The sequence below is a fragment of the Acidiferrobacter thiooxydans genome (assembly GCF_003333315.1).
In the GTDB taxonomy this organism is placed as follows: Bacteria; Pseudomonadota; Gammaproteobacteria; order Acidiferrobacterales; family Acidiferrobacteraceae; genus Acidiferrobacter; species Acidiferrobacter thiooxydans.
Window position 1 is genome coordinate 677,303 of the sequence record NZ_PSYR01000002.1, and the last position, 18,011, is coordinate 695,313.

At 65.6% G+C, this 18,011-nt stretch carries 19 protein-coding genes; 1 reads left to right on the forward strand and 18 read right to left on the reverse strand.

From position 1 onward, the window contains the following. Positions 1-9: 9 nt before the first annotated feature. The 9 genes from C4900_RS10290 to alaC all read right to left on the reverse strand — a co-directional run bounded on the left by C4900_RS10290 (position 10) and on the right by alaC (position 9,907). A complete protein-coding gene (locus tag C4900_RS10290; RefSeq protein WP_065969625.1) occupies positions 10-495 on the reverse strand; it encodes a L,D-transpeptidase in 486 nt (161 codons plus the stop codon). Further along, entirely contained in the window at positions 496-1,815 is a 1,320-nt protein-coding gene (rlmD, locus tag C4900_RS10295; protein ID WP_114283493.1) for a 23S rRNA (uracil(1939)-C(5))-methyltransferase RlmD, read from the reverse strand. Then, on the reverse strand, positions 1,812-2,588 hold the full coding sequence (locus tag C4900_RS10300; RefSeq protein ID WP_065969629.1) for a 3'-5' exonuclease: 777 nt from the start codon (positions 2,586-2,588) through the stop codon (positions 1,812-1,814). The genes rlmD and C4900_RS10300 overlap by 4 nt, the downstream gene beginning before the upstream one ends. After that, entirely contained in the window at positions 2,585-3,478 is an 894-nt protein-coding gene (gene cysM, locus C4900_RS10305) for a cysteine synthase CysM (protein ID WP_114283053.1), read from the reverse strand. The genes C4900_RS10300 and cysM overlap by 4 nt, the downstream gene beginning before the upstream one ends. A gap of 117 nt (positions 3,479-3,595) precedes the next feature. Further along, positions 3,596-5,266: a single-stranded-DNA-specific exonuclease RecJ gene (gene recJ, locus C4900_RS10310; RefSeq protein WP_114283495.1), complete on the reverse strand. Its 1,671-nt coding sequence runs from the start codon at positions 5,264-5,266 to the stop codon at positions 3,596-3,598. Then, on the reverse strand, positions 5,263-6,255 hold the full coding sequence (locus tag C4900_RS10315) for a hypothetical protein (protein WP_114283054.1): 993 nt from the start codon (positions 6,253-6,255) through the stop codon (positions 5,263-5,265). Before C4900_RS10315 ends, recJ begins: the two co-directional genes overlap by 4 nt. Before the next feature lie 60 nt (positions 6,256-6,315). Further along, the gene (gene thrC, locus C4900_RS10320) at positions 6,316-7,386 is read right to left on the reverse strand and encodes a threonine synthase (RefSeq protein ID WP_065969632.1); all 1,071 of its coding nucleotides are present in this window, start codon (positions 7,384-7,386) and stop codon (positions 6,316-6,318) included. A 14-nt stretch (positions 7,387-7,400) separates the two neighbouring features. Continuing rightward, positions 7,401-8,711 (reverse strand): homoserine dehydrogenase, encoded by a 1,311-nt coding sequence (locus tag C4900_RS10325; RefSeq protein WP_114283055.1) that lies wholly within the window; start codon positions 8,709-8,711, stop codon positions 7,401-7,403. Then, a complete protein-coding gene (gene alaC, locus C4900_RS10330) occupies positions 8,708-9,907 on the reverse strand; it encodes an alanine transaminase (RefSeq protein ID WP_065969636.1) in 1,200 nt (399 codons plus the stop codon). Before alaC ends, C4900_RS10325 begins: the two co-directional genes overlap by 4 nt. A gap of 144 nt (positions 9,908-10,051) precedes the next feature. Between alaC and C4900_RS10335 the strand changes: the two genes are divergently transcribed. Next, positions 10,052-10,462 carry an Mth938-like domain-containing protein gene (locus tag C4900_RS10335; RefSeq protein ID WP_065969638.1) on the forward strand — a complete coding sequence of 137 codons (411 nt, stop codon included), beginning with the start codon at positions 10,052-10,054 and terminating at the stop codon, positions 10,460-10,462. 4 nt (positions 10,463-10,466) lie between these two features. Here C4900_RS10335 and rpoS read toward each other — a convergent pair whose 3' ends face one another. From rpoS to C4900_RS10380, 9 genes are all read right to left on the reverse strand, one after another. Continuing rightward, entirely contained in the window at positions 10,467-11,420 is a 954-nt protein-coding gene (gene rpoS / locus C4900_RS10340) for an RNA polymerase sigma factor RpoS (protein WP_411675229.1), read from the reverse strand. A gap of 31 nt (positions 11,421-11,451) precedes the next feature. Continuing rightward, on the reverse strand, positions 11,452-12,711 hold the full coding sequence (locus C4900_RS10345; protein ID WP_065969648.1) for a DDE-type integrase/transposase/recombinase: 1,260 nt from the start codon (positions 12,709-12,711) through the stop codon (positions 11,452-11,454). A gap of 174 nt (positions 12,712-12,885) precedes the next feature. Further along, positions 12,886-13,650, reverse strand: coding sequence for a peptidoglycan DD-metalloendopeptidase family protein (locus tag C4900_RS10350; protein ID WP_065969639.1), 765 nt, complete (start codon positions 13,648-13,650; stop codon positions 12,886-12,888). Between the two features lie 2 nt (positions 13,651-13,652). Beyond that, the gene (locus tag C4900_RS10355) at positions 13,653-14,285 is read right to left on the reverse strand and encodes a protein-L-isoaspartate(D-aspartate) O-methyltransferase (RefSeq protein WP_065969655.1); all 633 of its coding nucleotides are present in this window, start codon (positions 14,283-14,285) and stop codon (positions 13,653-13,655) included. Between the two features lie 26 nt (positions 14,286-14,311). Next, a complete protein-coding gene (surE, locus tag C4900_RS10360; protein ID WP_233431977.1) occupies positions 14,312-15,064 on the reverse strand; it encodes a 5'/3'-nucleotidase SurE in 753 nt (250 codons plus the stop codon). A 3-nt stretch (positions 15,065-15,067) separates the two neighbouring features. Beyond that, a complete protein-coding gene (locus C4900_RS10365) occupies positions 15,068-16,072 on the reverse strand; it encodes a S49 family peptidase (RefSeq protein ID WP_065969640.1) in 1,005 nt (334 codons plus the stop codon). Further along, entirely contained in the window at positions 16,062-16,406 is a 345-nt protein-coding gene (locus C4900_RS10370) for a Rieske (2Fe-2S) protein (RefSeq protein WP_211306888.1), read from the reverse strand. The genes C4900_RS10365 and C4900_RS10370 overlap by 11 nt, the downstream gene beginning before the upstream one ends. Next, positions 16,394-17,044, reverse strand: a complete 651-nt coding sequence (locus C4900_RS10375) for an HAD family hydrolase (RefSeq protein WP_065969643.1) — start codon at positions 17,042-17,044, stop codon at positions 16,394-16,396. The genes C4900_RS10370 and C4900_RS10375 overlap by 13 nt, the downstream gene beginning before the upstream one ends. After that, complete coding sequence (locus tag C4900_RS10380; protein ID WP_114283501.1) at positions 17,037-17,972, reverse strand: RluA family pseudouridine synthase; 936 nt, start codon at positions 17,970-17,972, stop codon at positions 17,037-17,039. The genes C4900_RS10375 and C4900_RS10380 overlap by 8 nt, the downstream gene beginning before the upstream one ends. Positions 17,973-18,011: the final 39 nt, after the last annotated feature.

The following is an 18,011-nucleotide window of genomic DNA, read 5'->3' on the forward strand; positions in this document are numbered from 1 at the left end:
GGCGTCTCCTTACGCAATGATACGCACGCGGGTGCCGGGTGGCACCCGATCAAAGAGTTCCATGACCTCGTCGTTACGCATCTTGATACAACCGTGCGACGAGGGTATACCCATCGGGTCCTCGTCCGGGGCCCCATGGATGTAGATGTAGCGGCGCATGGTGTCGACCGCACCCAAGCGGTTCTCGCCCACCGTAAGCCCGCTCAACCATAGGATGCGCGTCAATACCCAGTCCCTCTGGGGATGGAGCCGGCGCAACGCCGGACTATAGATCTCGCCGGTCGGGCGACGTCCGACGAACACCGTCCCGCGCGCGGCGCCATCGCCGATCTTGGCGCGTACGACGTGCAGACCTCGCGGCGTTTGATAGCTGCCGTAGCGCTCGCCCACGCCGTTTTTGGCAGTGGCCACCGCGCTTTCCCATATCACGCGTCCCCGTTCGCGCTCGTAGAGCCGCAACCACTGGGCGGCGACATCGACCTCGATATAGGGCATCTAGGCGTCCCTCGTGAACAAGGCCATGGCCTCGACGTGATGGGTCTGCGGGAACATATCCACGACCCCGGCGCGCCGCAAGCGGTACCCCCCCTTATGCACGAGCCATTGGGCATCGCGCGCGAGCGTCGCGGGATTGCATGATACGTAGACGAGGCGTGGCACGCCGCGCCCCGCCAGGGCCTTGACCGCCGCCATCGCCCCAGTGCGCGGGGGGTCGAGCAGCGCGGCGTCGAAGGGCCGTTCCGCGAGCACATCGCCCAAGGTGTCGGCGTCCAGATCCGCCACCGCAAACGTCGCGTTGTCGAGGTCGTTGGCGCGCGCATTGCGCCGCGCCTTGTCGACGAGTGCCGGCGCGCCCTCGATGCCGAATACCGAGGCCGCATGGCGGGCTATGGGTAACGTGAAGTTCCCAAGACCGCAAAATAGGTCCAGCACACGGCTGCTGGTCTCAAGCCCCAGCCAGTCTACCGCCTGCGCCACCATGGCCTTGTTGGTCTCACCATTCACTTGGATGAAATCCGTGGGCCCGAAGGTCAGGTCGACGGCGAACTCCGGCAGGGCATAGTGCAAGACCAGGCTGGGTCCACCCACGTGTTGCACGGTCTCGGGCCCACCGGCCTGGACATGCATGGCCAATCCCTGTGTCTCCCCGAAGGCGGAAAGCGCCCGCAGGTCTGCTGCCGTCAGGTCGCGCAGATGGCGCACCACCAGCGCCGCGGCGTCATCGCCGGCCGCAAACTCGACCTGCGGGATGGCCTCGGGACAAGACAGGCCCGCTATGAGCGCCTTCACGTCGGCGAGATGCGCGCCGAGCCGCGCATCGAGCGTATGACAGTAGGATAAGGGTGCGATATAGGAGTGCCGGCGTTCACGAAATCCGAGCAAAAGCCCGCCTTTCTTGTCGACCACCCGTGCCCCGAGCCGGGCCTTGCGCCGATACGCGAATACCGGACCCGTCACGGGAGGCGCCCAGTCCGCGCAGTCCACCTGCGCGATATGGGCGAAGGCTTCGCGCACGATACCCTCTTTGGCGGCAAGCTGGGCGGTCGGCTCTAGGTGCTGGAGCTGGCAGCCGCCGCACACCCCGAAATGCGCACATCGCGCCTCCACGCGCTTGGCGGAGCGCACCAGAATCTCTCGTACCGCGCCGGTGTCATAGCGGCGCCTGCGGCCGACATAACGAAATCGCACCTCCTCACCGGGCAATGCCCCATCCACGAACACCACCTTGCCGTCGCAATGTCCAACGCCGGAACCATCGTGATTCAAGGAGGCGATGACACAGGTCGCGTCCTCCGGCAGATGCCGGGTCCTCATGCGCCCGCCGTCTCCCACGCCTGCAAAAAGGCCGACAGATGGGGCCTGCCGGCGGCTGCCAGGACAGTCTTCAGCCGCTCCTCTTCCTGCCTGTGGGCCTCGGGCGCCAGGTGCCCGCGCATGAGCTCTAACCGCAAGTAGACAAGATAGGTATTCAAGACATCGGTCTCGCAGTAGTCGCGGATGCCGGCGATCTCGCCACGCCGATACCGGTCCCAGACCTCGGCGCCGTCATGGCCTTGCTTGCCGGGAAAGCCGAGAAACGCCGATATCTCGTCTAAGGGCGCCGTGGCGCGCGCCTGGTAGCCCGCGAGCACGTCCATCACATCCGTATGCCGGGCATGATAGCGACTCAGATAATTGTTCCAGCGAAACGCGCTGTCCTCATCGCCGGTCTCCCAATAGCGACCACAGGGGATCTTGTGCAACAGGGCGCGGTAATGCAGCACCGGCAGGTCGAAGCCGCCGCCATTCCACGACACGAGCGTCGGCGAAAATCGCTCGATGCCCTCAAAGAAGCGCGCGAGGATCTCGGCCTCGGAGGCCGCGGGGTCGCCGAGCGACCACACACGGCACTCGTCGTTGCGGCGCAAGAGTACCGAGATCGCCACGACCTTGTGCAGATAGTGGCGCAGAAACTCCTGGCCGGACTCCTCACGCCGCCTGTGGACCATGACCCGCGCGACGTCCTCGTCTGCCAGGTCGAGGTGGTAGAGACGGCGCCCCGCGGCCACGTCCGGCACGGTCTCGATATCGAACACGAGGACATTCATGACGCCGGAAACACACCCGTGGACAGGTAGCGGTCGCCACGGTCGCAGACGATGCTGACGATGGTGGCATTCTCGAGCGTGGCGCAGAGCATCAGCGCCGCGGCCACTGCCCCGCCCGAGGACACCCCGCAAAAGACCCCCTCCTCGCGCGCCAGCCGGCGTGTCATGTCCTCGGCCTCCTGCTGTCCGATGTCGATGATGCGGTCCACGCGTGTGGCCTCATAGATTGCCGGGAGATAGCTCGCCGGCCACCGCCGTATGCCGGGGATCGATGACCCGGCGGTGGGCTGCACGCCGACCACGACGATCCCCGGATTGCGTTCCTTCAGATAGCGCGAGGTCCCCATGATGGTCCCGGTGGTCCCCATGGCGCTCACGAAATGGGTCAGGGTGCCGTCGGTATCGCGCCAGATCTCCGGGCCTGTGGTCCGGTAGTGGGCGTCCGGGTTGTCGGGATTCGAGAACTGGTCAAGGATGTAGCCCTCGCCACGCGCCTCCATGGCACGCGCCGTGTCGATGGCCTCCTCCATGCTGCCGGCCTTCGAGGTGAGGATCAGCCGCGCGCCAAAAGCGCGCATGAGCCCCTGGCGTTCGACACTCATGTGCTCGGGCATGACCAGCACCATGCGATAACCCTTGATCGCAGCGGCCATGGCCAACGCGATCCCGGTATTGCCGCTCGTGGCCTCGATCAGGGTGTCGCCCGGATGTATGGTCCCGCGGCGCTCGGCGGCCTCGATCATGTTGAGCGCCGGCCGGTCCTTGACCGAGCCCGCCGGGTTATTGCCCTCGAGCTTTAGGAGCAGACGGTTCCCCCGCTCCGTACCCAGGCGCTGAAGGGCTACGAGCGGTGTATTGCCGACGCACTCGGCAAGCGATTTTATGTTCACGCGATCGGTCCAATGAGTCTGTTCGTGCAGTCATCCGCGTCCGCCCCGCAGGCGGTCCTGCATGTCGCCCGCCAACGGTCAAGACGAGCGCGAATACTGGTGTCGAGTGTAACGCACTTAAGGCCCCGGCGACACGGCGGACCATTCTGCAACGTACAGGCACAGGGTCTCGCGGCCGCCGAAGTCATCGACCCCGAGGTAGTAGCGCACGGCAATAGAACTGCCGATAGGCGGCGCCTGCTTGCAACGGAATGCCACGGCCTTCAGGGGTTCGTCACGACCGTCCATGGCGAGCCGCAGGCGCAGATGTGCCTCCTTCACCACCGCCGCCTCCACCACCCCAAAAACCCCCTCGAAGAGCGGTTCAGGGAAACCATTGCCCCACGGACCACCGGCACGGATTGCCGATGCCAGCGCCAGCGTCAATTCCTCCACCTGCAATACGCCATCGCCGCGCGCGTCGACGAACGGGCCGCGCCCTATGCGCCGCTCGACCTCGTCTGCGAACGCCGCGGCAAAGCGCGGGTAATCGTCTTCGGCGACCGTAAGGCCGGCGGCCGCGGCGTGTCCACCGAACTGGCGGATCAGACCCGCATGGCGTTCGCCGATGGCCGCCAGCGTATCGCGCAGGTTGAGCGTCGGCACACTGCGGCCAGAGCCTCGCAGAGAACCGTCATCGGCGGGCGCGAATACGATCGCTGGCCGCTTGTAGGCGTCTTTCAGGCGCCCGGCGAGAATCCCGACGACACCCGGGTGCCAGTGCGGCTCCATGAGACAAATCCCGGCACTCAAGGTGTCGGCCTCGACTGCCACCGCCAGATGCGCGCTGGCCTCGGCCTGCATCTGCGCTTCGCGCTCGCGCCGTTCGCGGTTCAGGGCATCGAGTTCGCGCGCCAGCGCCAAGGCCTCGGCGCGATCATCCGTGAGCAGGCAGCGCACACCCACACTCATGTCGGCCAACCGCCCGGCGGCGTTCAACCGCGGCCCGATCTGGAAACCGAGGTCCTGGGCATAGATCCGCCCGGGCCGTCTGCCGCTTACAAGCAGCAAGGCCTCGATACCGGCACAGGCGCGTCCGGCGTTCATGCGCCGCAGCCCCTCGCGCACCAGCACGCGATTATTGGCATCGAGCGGGACGCAATCGGCGATGGTGCCGAGCGCCACGAGGTCCAGGAGATCGGCAAGCGACACATGGTCGGCGGCCAGTCGCCGACGCAGCGCGATCAGGACATAGAGCACCACACCGACCCCGGCCAGGGCCTTACTCGGAAAGCGATCCGCGGGCTGGTTGGGATTGACGATGGCGACCGCCTCGGGCAGCGTCGGGCCGGGCAGATGGTGGTCGGTGATGATAAGACGCAAACCGCGATCGCACGCCGCGCGTGCCCCCTCCAGGCTGTTGATGCCGTTGTCGACCGTCAGGATCCACTGTGGCTCCAGGGTTGCGGCGCGCGCCACTATGGCGGCACTCAAACCATAACCCTCGCGCGCCCGGTCCGGGATCAGATAATGGACATCGCGCGCGCCCAGGCGCCGTAACCCGCGCACCGCAAGGGCGGTGCCGGTGGCGCCATCGGCATCATAGTCACCGATGACGAGGATGCGTTCACCCCGCGCTATGGCCTCTGCCAAGGCACCGGTGGCCTGCTCGAGTCCGCTCAAGGTATCGGGCACGGCAAGTGCCGCAAGCCCACGGGTCTCCGCGGCGCGATCTCCGACCCCGCGGGCCGCATAGAGACGATCGAGGACCGCCTCTACGATAGCCGTCGGCGCCGATCGCGCGGTCATCGACGCCTCCACCCGGCGAACGCGCGCCACCAGCCCGGCTCCAGGACATGACACGGTCCGCGGTCGCCGATCAACGACAATCGTGCCAGCCGCCGGGCGCGCACAGCGGCGGCAAGCGGTTGCCACCAGGCAGTGACAAAGGCCTCCAGGAAGGACGACCACGCGTCGGTATCCCCATACTGCACAGCACCCTGCGCCCCGCGTAATACGATCAAGGTCGCGCCTGCGTAATCGAGATCCGGAACCCCTGCCGGCAGTCCCGCCACCATAGCCCCGGTGGCCTGCGCCATGCCGCTCACGAGGGCATCGTCGGTGAACACGCGCCCAAAGGCCAAAGCGGCGCGCATGGACGGCGTGGCGCGCCCCGGACCCCACAGCCAGATGCTATTGGCCTCACCGCGTGCCGCCTCACCCCCATGGCCGGCGCTCAGGGCCTCATGCAATACCATCTGTGCCTCGTTCAAACGGGTCCGCCAATAGCGCGCGTGGCCTTCGGGCAGGTAATCATGGATATTGCGGCCGGCGACCTCGGCCATGGCCGTGGTATGCAAGGGCTCGGGGTCCGGCAGGCTCAGATACCAGCGCGTCGGCGCGAGCGCCTCGATCACCCCGCCGTCGGCGGCAAATACCTCCGCCACGCGCGCACAGAGGCGTTGTGCCTCGTGGGCGTCTAGTGTCAGGGTGTCGTTATCCAAAAGCAGCAAGCGGTCGCCATCCACCGCCAGGTGCACGGGGTCGCAGCGCACCCACCAGCGATCATCGCGCGCCCGTCCTTCGCCGAGGCGCGCCAGGGCCGCGAGCCCGGCCGAGGGCGGCAGGTCGAAGAGCGTAAGGGCCCGAGCCGCATAACCTTCGTCACCCCCCGCCACGCGCCGGGTGCGCGCCAGGGCCCGCGCAAACGCCGCGGGTGGGGGCTTCGGCCATCCTGCACCCCCGTGGAGCCCGGGCACATAGAGCGTGATCGCAGGGGCCGCGGGCGCCGGCGGCACAGTCAAGGCCCCGACAAAACGGCGCGGTGGCGGTCGGTGCGCACGCGCGCGTGATACATCCTAGGACGAACGATCGAGAATCACGGAGCGCACCGCCGCGAGCGTCGGAGGGATGGTCACGAGTTCACTCGCCCCCCCTTGACGGATGGCAACGTCGGGGTCCTTCAGGCCGTGGCCGGTGACCGTGCACACCACGGTCGTGCCCTCCTCGATGCGTCCGGCGCGCAAATCGCGCAAGGCCCCCGCCACCGACACCGCCGAGGCCGGCTCGCAGAATATCCCCTCCTCGCGCGCCATGAGTTTCTGCGTCGCGAGGATCTCGGCATCGTCGATCGCCCCGAACCAGCCGCCCGTGGCCTCGCGCGCCGATTGCGCGAGCGCCCACGATTGTGGATGGCCGATCCGGATGGCGGTGGCCACGGTCTCCGGTTCATCGACCATGCGACCCGCGACGAACGGCGCGGCGCCCGCCGCCTGATAGCCCACGAGTTTTGGGATCGCGCAACGCCCTTCCCGGGCATAGTCCCGGTATCCCAGCCAATGGGCGCTGATATTGCCGGCATTGCCGACCGGCAGATAATGGTAGTGCGGCGCAAATCCCAGGGCATCGACGACCTCGAAGGCCGCGGTCTTCTGCCCCTGCAGCCGGTAAGGATTCACGGAATTCACGAGCGTGATGGGTGTCGCCTCGGCGATCTCCTTCACAAGCCGCATACCGGCGTCGAAATTTCCCTGGATCTGCACCACCACCGCGCCATGGATCATGGCCTGACTTAGCTTGCCAAGCGCGATCTTGCCCTCCGGGATCAGAACAAAGGCGCTGATCCCGGCGCGCGCCGCATAGGCCGCGGCCGATGCCGAGGTATTGCCGGTGGAGGCGCAGATCACGGCGCGCGAGCCGGCTTCGCAGGCCTTGGTCACGGCAAAACACATGCCACGGTCCTTGAAGGATCCGGTGGGGTTCAGGCCCTCGAACTTCACATACAGGGCCGCGGTCCGTCCCGTGGTGCGCGTCAGTCGATCCAGCCGGATGAGCGGTGTATCGCCTTCGCCCAGGGTAATGATGCGGCTGTCGTCTGCGATCGGAAGCCAGTCACGGTAACGCGCGATGATACCGGTATAACGACTCATGGAAATTCTTGCTCCTATGCGAATGATTCGACGCGCAGGCGCCGGATCTTGCCGGTGACCGCAGACAATGCCGCAATGCGCGCAATGGCCTCGTCGATCTGGGCTTCGCGTACACCGTGAGTCAGGAGGATCACCGGCACGGTATGGGCGCCAGGCTCAGGGGGCTTTTGCAGGATCGCCTCGATGCTGATGCCAAGATCGGCCAGTATGCGCGTGATGTCGGCAAGCACACCGGGCCGATCCTCGGCCTCGCAACGCAAATAGCAGGCGGTGGTCACATCCGCCATGCCCAATATCGGGCCATCCGACAACGCGTCGGGCTGAAAGGCAAGATGCGGTACGCGCAGCTCGGGATCGGTCGTGAGCGTGCGCACCACATCAATGATATCGGCGACCACCGCCGATCCCGTCGGTTCGGCGCCGGCCCCCGGGCCGTAGAATAGAGTCGAGCCCACGGCATCGCCGGACACCAGGATGGCATTCATGACCCCGTCGACGTTGGCGATGAGCCGCTTGTGAGGGATCAATACCGGATGAACGCGCAGCTCTATGCCGTCTGACACGCGCCGCGCGATCCCGATATGTTTGACGCGATACCCGAGCTCGGCGGCATAGGCGATGTCCGCGGATTCGAGATCGCGTATGCCTTCGATATGCACCTGCGCAAACGCAAGCGGTATACCAAAAGCGATGGCAGCGAGGATGGTAAGCTTATGCGCGGCATCGATTCCGTCGACATCGAAATGAGGATCAGCCTCCGCGTAACCGAGCTCCTGGGCCTGCGCCAGTGCTGTGGCGAATTCGGTGCCATGTTCGCGCATCTCGGTCAGGATATAGTTGCAGGTCCCGTTGATGATGCCGGCGACCCCGCGGATACGGTTGCCGGCGAGCCCCTCGCGGATCGCCTTTATGATCGGGATCCCACCGGCCACCGCTGCCTCAAAGGCCACCACCACACCCCGTGCGCGCGCGGCCGCGAAGATCTCGTTGCCGGCGGTGGCAATCAAGGCCTTGTTGGCGGTGACGACATGCTTACCCTTGGCAATGGCCGCCAGGATGTAGGAACGGGCCGGCTCGATGCCGCCCATGGTCTCGACCACGACCTCTATGGTCGGGTCGTCCAGGATCATGGCGGCATCCGTGGTGATGAGCCCCTCGGGCACCGCCTGCGCGCGGCGCTTGCCCGGGTCGCGCGTCAGGATCTTCACGATCTCTATGCCGCGCCCAGCACGGCGCGCGATCTCATGGGCGTTGCGCGTCAATACCGCGACCGTGCCGCCGCCCACGACCCCGAACCCCAAAAGGCCGACACGGACCGCCTTCACAACGCTTCCTTCGCCGGCATGCCGGCACGCCGCAAAAGGTCGCGGATGCTGCGCACCGCCTGACGCGTGCGATGCTCGTTCTCAATGAGACCGAAGCGCACATAATCGTCGCCATATTCGCCAAAGCCAATACCGGGCGACACCGCCACCTTGGCCTCGAGCAGGAGCTTTTTCGCGAACTCCAGCGACTTCATCTCCCGGAACGGCTCAGGGATCCTGGCCCATACGAACATCGTCGCCTTGGGTACGTCCACCTCCCAGCCGGCGGCCTTCAGGCCGTCGCACAGGACATCGCGACGGCTCTGGTACCGGTCGCGGATCTCGCCTACACACTCCTGTGGCCCCTCGAGCGCGAGAATCGCGGCGATCTGGATGGGCGTGAACATGCCGTAATCGAGATACGACTTCATACGCGCCAGCGCCGCCACCAGCTCGCGGTTACCGCACATGAAGCCCACCCGCCATCCCGGCATGTCATAGCTCTTTGACAGCGTGAAGAACTCGACGGCGACCTCCATGGCCCCAGGTACCTGCAGGATCGATGGGGCCTTGTAGCCGTCGAACACGATATCGGCATAGGCAAGATCGTGGATCACGTATATGCCATGATCCCGCGCCACTGCGATCACTTTCTCGAAGAAGTCGAGATCGACGCATTGCGCGGTGGGGTTGCTGGGAAAGTTCAAGACCAGCATCTTGGGCTTGGGCCAGCAGTTGCGGATCGCGCTTTCGAGCTCGGCGAAGAAATCGCCGCCGGGCACGAGCGGCACGTGCCGGATGTCGGCACCGGCGATCACAAAGCCATAGGGATGGATCGGGTAGCTCGGGTTAGGCACCAGGATCACATCCCCGGGCCCTGTGGTCGCGAGCGCGAGATGCGCCAGGCCCTCTTTTGAGCCGATGGTCACGATCGCCTCGCGATCCATGTCGAGCGTGACGCCATAACGGGTCTCGTACCAGTGGCAGATCGCGCGCCTCAAGCGCGGTATCCCCCGGGATACCGAATACCGGTGCGTATCACCCCGTTGCGCGGCCTCGCACAACTTGTCTACGATGTGCTGGGGCGTGGCGTGATCGGGATTGCCCATCCCGAAGTCGATGATGTCCTCGCCGCGCCGTCTGGCCTCGGCTTTCAGGTCGTTTACAATGTTGAAGACGTACGGCGGTAATCTCTTTATGCGGGGAAACTGATCCATACTCCACCTGGGGTGCCCGGACGGGCCGGCGGCGCGTCCGGCCGGTCCAGATGCCGTGAGAAGAGCGGCGCGCCAACCACGGCCGTTTGAACCGCGAACATACGGGCGAACCGCCGCCCTGTCAATGTCGATCGGAGGACTTTCGTGAAGATTCACCTGGATACCGGCGACGGGCGGCGTCTCATTCGGGGTTACGACCCGGGCCGACTGCGCATCGACGACCTCGTCTACGAACACAGCGTCATTCTCATGCCAGACGAGGTGGTCCCGGATTGGCGTCCCCGGCATTTCGGGGAGCTCAATGCCGCGAGTCTCGCGGAACTCGCTGCAGGCGCTCCCGAGATCATCCTGCTCGGCACCGGCGGCGTGCTGCGTTTCCCGCCTCCGGCATGGCTCGCCCCGTTTATGCAAGCCCGGATCGGTGTCGAATGCATGGACACCGCCGCCGCCTGCCGGACCTACAATCTCCTCATGAGCGAGGGGCGCCGGGTGGCTGCCGGCCTGCTGCTCGCAGACCCCCCGCCCAAACCGGCGCTATCGCCAGGACCGCGATGAGCGCCTAAAAAAGCGCGTCCATCGAGTAACCGCCCCGTTCGAGCATGCCGCGCAGGCGCCGCAAGGCCTCCACCTGGATCTGGCGGACGCGTTCGCGCGTCACGCCGATATCCGCGCCCACCTGCTCCAAGGTCGAGACATCGCGACCGTTCAGGCCGAAGCGCCGCTCCACCACCTCGCGCTGCTTCTCGTTCAACTCCGAGAGCCAGGCCGCGATCTGACCATGGAGGTCCTCGTCTTGCAGGATCTTCTCCGGGTTCGCGGTCTTGTCATCGGCGATGGCATCGAGCAGTGAGCGGTCGGGGTCGATGTCGAGGGGCGCGTCGACCGAGGCGATGCGCTCGTTCAAACCCATCATGGCGCGGACATCGGCGATCGGCTTGTCGAGCAGGAGCGCCACTTCCTCAGGCGTGGGTTCGTGGTCGAGCTTCTGGGCCAGATGGCGGGCGGCCCGCATGTAGATGTTGATCTCCTTCAGGATATGGACCGGCAGGCGTATCGTGCGCGTCTGGTTCATGATCCCGCGCTCGATCGTTTGCCGAATCCACCATGTGGCATAGGTCGAAAATCGGAAGCCGCGCTCGGGATCGAATTTCTCGACGGCGCGTATGAGCCCAAGATTGCCTTCCTCGATCAGGTCGAGCAGGGCCAGCCCGCGATTCATGTAGCGGCGCGCGATCTTCACCACGAGCCGCAGGTTGCATTCGATCATGTGATGGCGCGCCGACGTGTCGCCTTGCAAGGCCTTGCGCGCGTAATAGACCTCTTCCTCGGCCGTGAGCAACGGCGAAAACCCGATCTCGCGCAGGTAGAGCTGTGTGGCATCGGCCTGCGGACCGGCCGTGTCCTCGCTTTCACGCTCCGGGGCGCCCTCGGCCATCGCCGCCCCGTCACCGGCCCCCTCCAAGGCCTCCTCTGTGTCCGTCCCCTCAAGAGCAGTCCTTTCCAATTCAGAAATGAGCCTGAAGGAAGGCGGTAGGTGAGCCCCCTCAGGCGGCCGGGTTTTGGGCCTTGTTGATGGAACGAAAGAGTTCAGCCCTGGCCTGGTTGAGGCGTTGGGCGGCCTCATTATCGCTGATGGCATAGGCGATTGCATCCAGCTGTTTGAAGGTGATGCCGGGCTTCAGGTACTGGTGGGCCTCGGGCAGGGACTTGAGCTTGTCGTAGGGGGTCATCATGTCCTCATAGCGGTAGCGCTTGCGGACCCGACCCTTGTCATCGACCGCCTCGGTGGGAAAGAAGCAGGGCCGGTGGAAGTTGAGATAGGGCGAGAGCACACCCTGGGTGAAGGCGTTGACCTGGCTTGCGAAGCGCCCGGGGATGTGGGCGTAGCCGAGGTGCTTGCGCACCACCGAGCCGTTTTTGGACTCGACCAGGGCGTTGTCATTGGTCCTGCGGGCGCGGGACTTGGTGAACTGCTCGATGCGCAGCTTCTCCAGCAAGGCGACGACGCGCGTGTTGATGTACTCCGAGCCGTTGTCGGCGTGAAAGCCGAGGACAACGAAGGGGAAGGCCTCGATGAGGGCCTCCAGGACCGGGAGCAGGAAGTGTTCCGAGATGCGCTCGACGGAGCCAACGAACTGGAACTGGGAGACCTCGTCGACGAGGTTGATGTGGTAGAGCCCCTTGATGCCGTCGAGGTCGCCCTGATGGACGGAATCGACCCGCAGGAAGCCGGGGCGCCCCTCGGGGCGTGGCTTTCGCCGCTCGCCGATGTTGACCTTGACCGGGTGGGTTTTGTCCACGGCGCCGCGCACCCGCCGGTAGGTCTGTGACTGTCTGAGGTTGTAGAGGTGGCCGTTGGAGATGCGGGCCAGGCGCTCGTAGCGCGCATCGTCGAACACCTCGTAGGCGCGCTCGCAGAGCTTGCGGGTGGCCGGTCCCGAGAGGGCACCGTGCAGGGCATCGAGCTCGGCGAGCAGGCGCACATCGGCCGGGGTGTAGCGGCGGGCGAAGGGCTTGGCGGGCGGGCCGCGGCGGTCGCGGATGCGGCCGGTATCGCGGAACTGCTGGATGAGCCGGGTCATTTGCGCCCGAGACAGGCCGGAGACCTTCTCCAGATAGCGCCGCACCAAGCCCTTGTCAGCCTTGCCCTGGCGGGTGTACCGGAGGCGGCGCAGCTCGGCGACAATCCACTCGTAGGTCACCTCGCGGGCCGGGGCCTCGAAACCGAGGGGTTGGGTACCTTCGAGGAAGGCACGGATGTGCTCCAGCGTCTGGAGCCCTTGGGTCTTGAGGGTCACGATCATCATCCTCCGATGATGCCCAACCCCGGCCCCTTCAGGCTCACCTCACGTTGGAATCACACCCCTCCTTCAGGCTCATGTGTCATTGGACAAGGCTAGAGCTTCCGGCTCCGGTGCCTCTACTGTATTCTCGTCCAGTTCCGATTCGACCATGAGCGGTTGCACCTCTTTTTCTCGCTAGTGGTGTCTTACGGGCAGATAGCGCAGGGGGTTCACCGGAATTCCGCGCCGGCGGATCTCGAACTCGAGCTCCACACGGTTGGTACCGCTGTCCCCCATAATGGCGATCACCTCGCCTTGCCGCACCATCGCCCCCTCCTCGACCTTAATGCGCGCGTTATGCGCATACGCACTTAGGTACTCATTATTTTCTTTAATGATAATAAGCTTACCGTAACCAGGAAGTCTACTGCCGCGATAGACGACTCGCCCGGCGGCAGCGGCGCGTACCGGCTCCCCAGGGCGCCCGAGGATATCGATGCCGCGATTGCCCGGGCGACCGCTCAATGGGCCGCGCCCGAAGGTCTCTTTGACAACCCCGCGCGCCGGCCAAATCCAGCGCACCGCAGACACACGCATCCGCGGTTGCGCCGGCCGGCTTGGCACGCGCTGCGCGAGCGGCATCGAAAGAGGTCTTGAAGGGGGCCTGACAGGCCTTCCTGCAGGCGGCGGTGCGACCCTGGCACGCCGCGGCGCGCTTAACCTCAATCGTTCCCCGACTTCTATGCGGTAGGGTGCCGGGATATGGTTCCAGCGGGCCAGGGTCCGGTAGTCGTGGCCGGTCTCGAAGGCGATACTATAGAGGGTGTCCCCCGGCAGGACCCGGTAATAGCCGCGACCCCCGGCCAGTGCCATGCCGTCGTTATGGATAGGCGCGGGGATGCGGGCCACGCACCCGGCGAGCAGCGCAAGCATGCACCCAACGAGCAGGGCGCGGCGCATCCTTACACGATTCCGCCAGGGAGCAGTGGCACGAAATTGACCGCTTCGAGGCGCTCAAAGGACACGGCCGTGCCGCGCCGGCGATACAATAAGAGTTCCTGCCCGTCCCCACCCACCGGTACCACAAGACGCCCACCCTCCTTTAGCTGACTAAAGAGCGTGGTCGGGACCGTACGCGCCGCAGCGGTCACGATGATGGCATCGAACGGCGCCTCTTCCGGCCAGCCCTCGCAACCATCGGCGTGACGGACGCTGATATTGGCGAGCCGCAGCATCTGGAAGCGCTGACGCGCGGCGCGCACCAGGCCTGCTATGCGCTCCACCGTATAGAGATGACCGGCAAGCCGCGCCAGCACCGCGGCCTGGTATCCGGAACCGGTCCCGATCTCCAACACCCTCTCGAGCGGTCCTGAGGCGCGCAGTGCCGCGGTCATGCGCGCCACGATGTAGGGCTGGGAAATGGTCTGACCGTGCCCTATCGGCAGGGCCGTATCCTCATAGGCGCGGCTTGCCAAGGCCTCGTCGACAAAGAGGTGCCTGGGGATCGCCGACAGCGCCGCAAGGGTCTGCTCATCGCGTATGCCCTGTTCGCGCAGCCGCCCTATGAGGCGCTCGCGGGTACGCGCCGAGGTCATGCCGGCGCCGGCGCGCGATTCCGCGCTCACAATGTCTCCCGGCACCAGGCCTTCAGGGCCTCAAGGGTGTTGTGGCGGGTGAGATCGGCATGCAGGGGCGTGATCGAGACATAGCCCGCGGCGATGGCATGAAAATCGGTGCCCGAGCCGGCGTCATCGGCGCTGCCCGGCGGCCCCACCCAATAGATCGGGCGCCCCCGCGGATCATGCGCGGCAATCACCGGCTCTGCCTTATGGCGATGCCCGAGACGGGTCGCCTCGAAGCCGCGCAGATCGCCATAGGCGACATCGGGCACGTTTACGTTCAGGACCGTGTCTGCGGGCAAGGTCTCGGGCGTCAATGACGCAAGCAGGCGTTCGATGACCGCCGCCGCGGTCGGGAAATGCACGGGATTGGGCGAGGCCAGCGACACGGCAACGGACGGCAAGCCGAGAAACCGCCCCTCCATGGCCGCCGCCACCGTTCCGGAATACAAGACGTCATCGCCGAGATTGCCACCGTGATTGATGCCGGCGATGACGATATCAGGCTCGTGCTCAAGGAGCCCTGTGATAGCGACATGCACGCAGTCGGTGGGCGTGCCATCGACAAAGAAAAACCCGTTGGCGGCGCGCGCCACGCGCAACGGCCGCAACAGGGTGAGCGAATTGCTCGCCCCGCTGCGGTCACGATCCGGTGCCACCACGGTGACCTCGGCGGTGCGTGCGAGATGCACAGCGAGGCATCCGAGGCCGGCGGCCATATATCCGTCATCGTTGCTGATCAATATCCGCTTCACGGCTCACTGCACATGCGGCAAGGGGGATAACCACTGGGCCACGAACGTCTGGCTCATGGTCGCACCCAGATGCTGGGCAAAACGGGTCACAAGCCCCTCCTTCGGTGAAAAGTCCACGATACGAGGTGCGTTGAAGAGATGCCGGGCCACCTGCCCGACAGTCCCGAATCCATCGATCAGACCCAATTGGCGGGCCCGATAACCTGTCCATATCAAACCACTGAAGAGTCCGGGATGCGGACGCAGGCGTGCCCCCCGGCCCTTTTTCACGGCCTGAATGAATTGCGCGTGGATCTGCGCCAGCATCTTCTCGGCAAACGCCTTGTGGGCCTTGGTGAGCGGCGAGAACGGGTCCAGGAAGTCCTTGTTGGCGCCGGCCACCAAAAGCCGCCGCGTGACACCGATCTTATGCATGAGTCGCGTGTAGCCGAACCCGTCCATAAGCACGCCGACCGAGCCGACCAGGCTTGCGGGGTTGGCATAAATCCGGTCGGTGGCCACCGCCACGTAATAACAACCGGAGGCGCACAAGTCTTGGACCACAGCATACACCGGGGTGTGCGGATAGCGCCCCCGCAACCGCCAGATCTCGGCGTTGATGTCGCTTGCCTGTACCGGACTGCCGCCGGGGCTGTCGACATCGAGGATCACGCCCGCCGGATGCGCGGCGAAGGCATGGCGCAAGGCGGCGTCGATCGGGCGGGCGCTGGCCGGACCGCCCTCCTGAATGGTGCCGTCCATGCGTACCAATGCGGTAAACCGCCCGGCAAGCCCGGTGGCGCGCATCTGCGCCCCCTCGTAGCTCAAAAACAGTGCCACGATCAAGGTGATGACCAGAAAACGGAAGGCCAGCGTCCAGCGGCGACTGCGCCGCTGTTCGTGCAAGGCCGCAAACGCAAGTTTCTCGAGCGTCGCGCGCGCCCAGTCTTCGCTAAGCCCCGAGCGATCGTCCCGATCCGATCGCCCGTCGCGCCCCCCATCGTGCTTCGCATCGTTATTATCGCTCATCGCCCCCCTCCTCCACGACCACCATCCCCTCTTGTTCCCGGCAGGTCAGGGCCGCGAGGCCCCGATTCCGGCACGGCCCACCCAGGCAGCGGCCGTCGGCCGGATCATAGCGCGCCCCGTGCACGGAACACACCAGGACCTCCCCTCCGGAATCAAAGAATCGGCCTTCCTGCCAATCGAGCTCCAGGCCACGGTGCGGGCAGTGATTGCGATAGGCATGCACCACCCCGTGATGGCGTATGACGAAGGCCTCATCCCCGGACTCCAGGGCAAACCGCCGCCCGGGACCGCCGTCCTCCAGGCCATCGCTCCGGCACACGACTAGGACAGCCACGCGCACAGTTCCGGAAAGGTCTGGACGCACAACCGCGGTTTATGAATGCGCAATTCCACGGAATCGTGGACCCCATAGGTCACCGCCACACTGTCAATGCCGGCGCGCGCGGCCATCTCGATATCGTAGCTCGTATCGCCGATCATGAGCGCCTCCGCGGCCTCTACCCCAGTCTCCGCCAATATCTCGTGGAGCATGAGCGGATCAGGCTTGGAGCGCGTCTCGTCGGCTGAGCGTGTCGTGCAAAACAGCGCACGCGTCCGGCTTTCCTCAAGGGCCGCATCCAGGCCGATCCGTGACTTGCCGGTAGCCACCGCCATCCGATAGCCACGCGCGCGCAGGTCCTTGAGCCCGGCTGCGACCCCCGGAAAAAGCGGCGTGGGCGTGTCATTCAAACGCAGAAAATGCTCGCGATAACGGCTGGCGATCGCCTGGCGCCGAGCGATCGCCTCCCCGGGCAAGAGCCGCGCCAGGGCCTCCGCGACCCCAAGGCCTATGGTCTTGCGGATGGCCTCGTCGGTCAGCGTGCGCCACCCGCAGTCGTGCGCCGCGGCCTGAAAGCAGCGCACGATACGCTCCGCGGAATCCATGAGGGTCCCGTCCCAATCAAAGATCAGAAGTTCGTACGCCTTACCCATCAAGCGACTCCAGTACCCGCACGAGATCCTTTGGCAGCGGCGATTCGATATCCACGGTCTGACCCGTGGCCGGATGCGGGAATGACAGACGCGCGGCATGCAAAAACAGGCGCGCAAGACCCCTCTGCTTCCATGCGCCCGCGGCCTTGGGGTCCCCGTAGCGCTCGTCGCCGGCCACCGGGTTCCCGAGATAAGCGGCGTGCACGCGGACCTGATGCGTGCGTCCGGTGCCTAGGCGGACGTCGGTCAAGGTGGCATCGCGGAAACGTCGGCGCGGCGTAAAGTGCGTCTGCGCGGGCTTGCCGGCGGCATCCACGACCACCCGCCGCTCGCCCGTCTCGCGGCGCAAGAGCGGCGCGTCCACGGTGCGTGCGCCGCCCACCCACACGCCCTGCAGGAGCGCGACGTAGTGTTTGCCAAAGTGTCCGGAGCGCAAAGACTCGTGCAGACCCCGCAGCGCCGAGCGCCGCTTGGCGATCAAGAGGCAGCCGGATGTCGCGCGATCGAGCCGGTGCACGAGTTCCAGACCGCGAGCCGCCGGACGTAGCGCGCGCAATGCCTCGATGACCCCGAAAGACAGGCCGGACCCGCCATGCACCGCCATCCCGGAGGGCTTATCCAGCACCAGCAGCCAGTCGTCCTCGAACAGAATGAGATCGGCGAGCCACGCGAGATCCGGGGCCGGTGGCGGCGGCGCCTTGACGTCTATCGGGGGGATACGCACGACATCACCGACCTGCAGGCGATAATCCGCCTTACGCCGACCCTTATTGATGCGGATCTCGCCTTTGCGGACAATCCGATAGATATGCGTTCGGGGAACGCCCTTTAGGACCGCCAGAAGAAAATTATCCAGGCGTTGCCCGGATCGCTCGGCATCTATCGTCACCAAGCGAACCGCCGACGCCGCCTTGTCGTGCCAAGACATCAGGGGAAGCCAAAGATTGCCGGGGCGCAACCCGGCTGC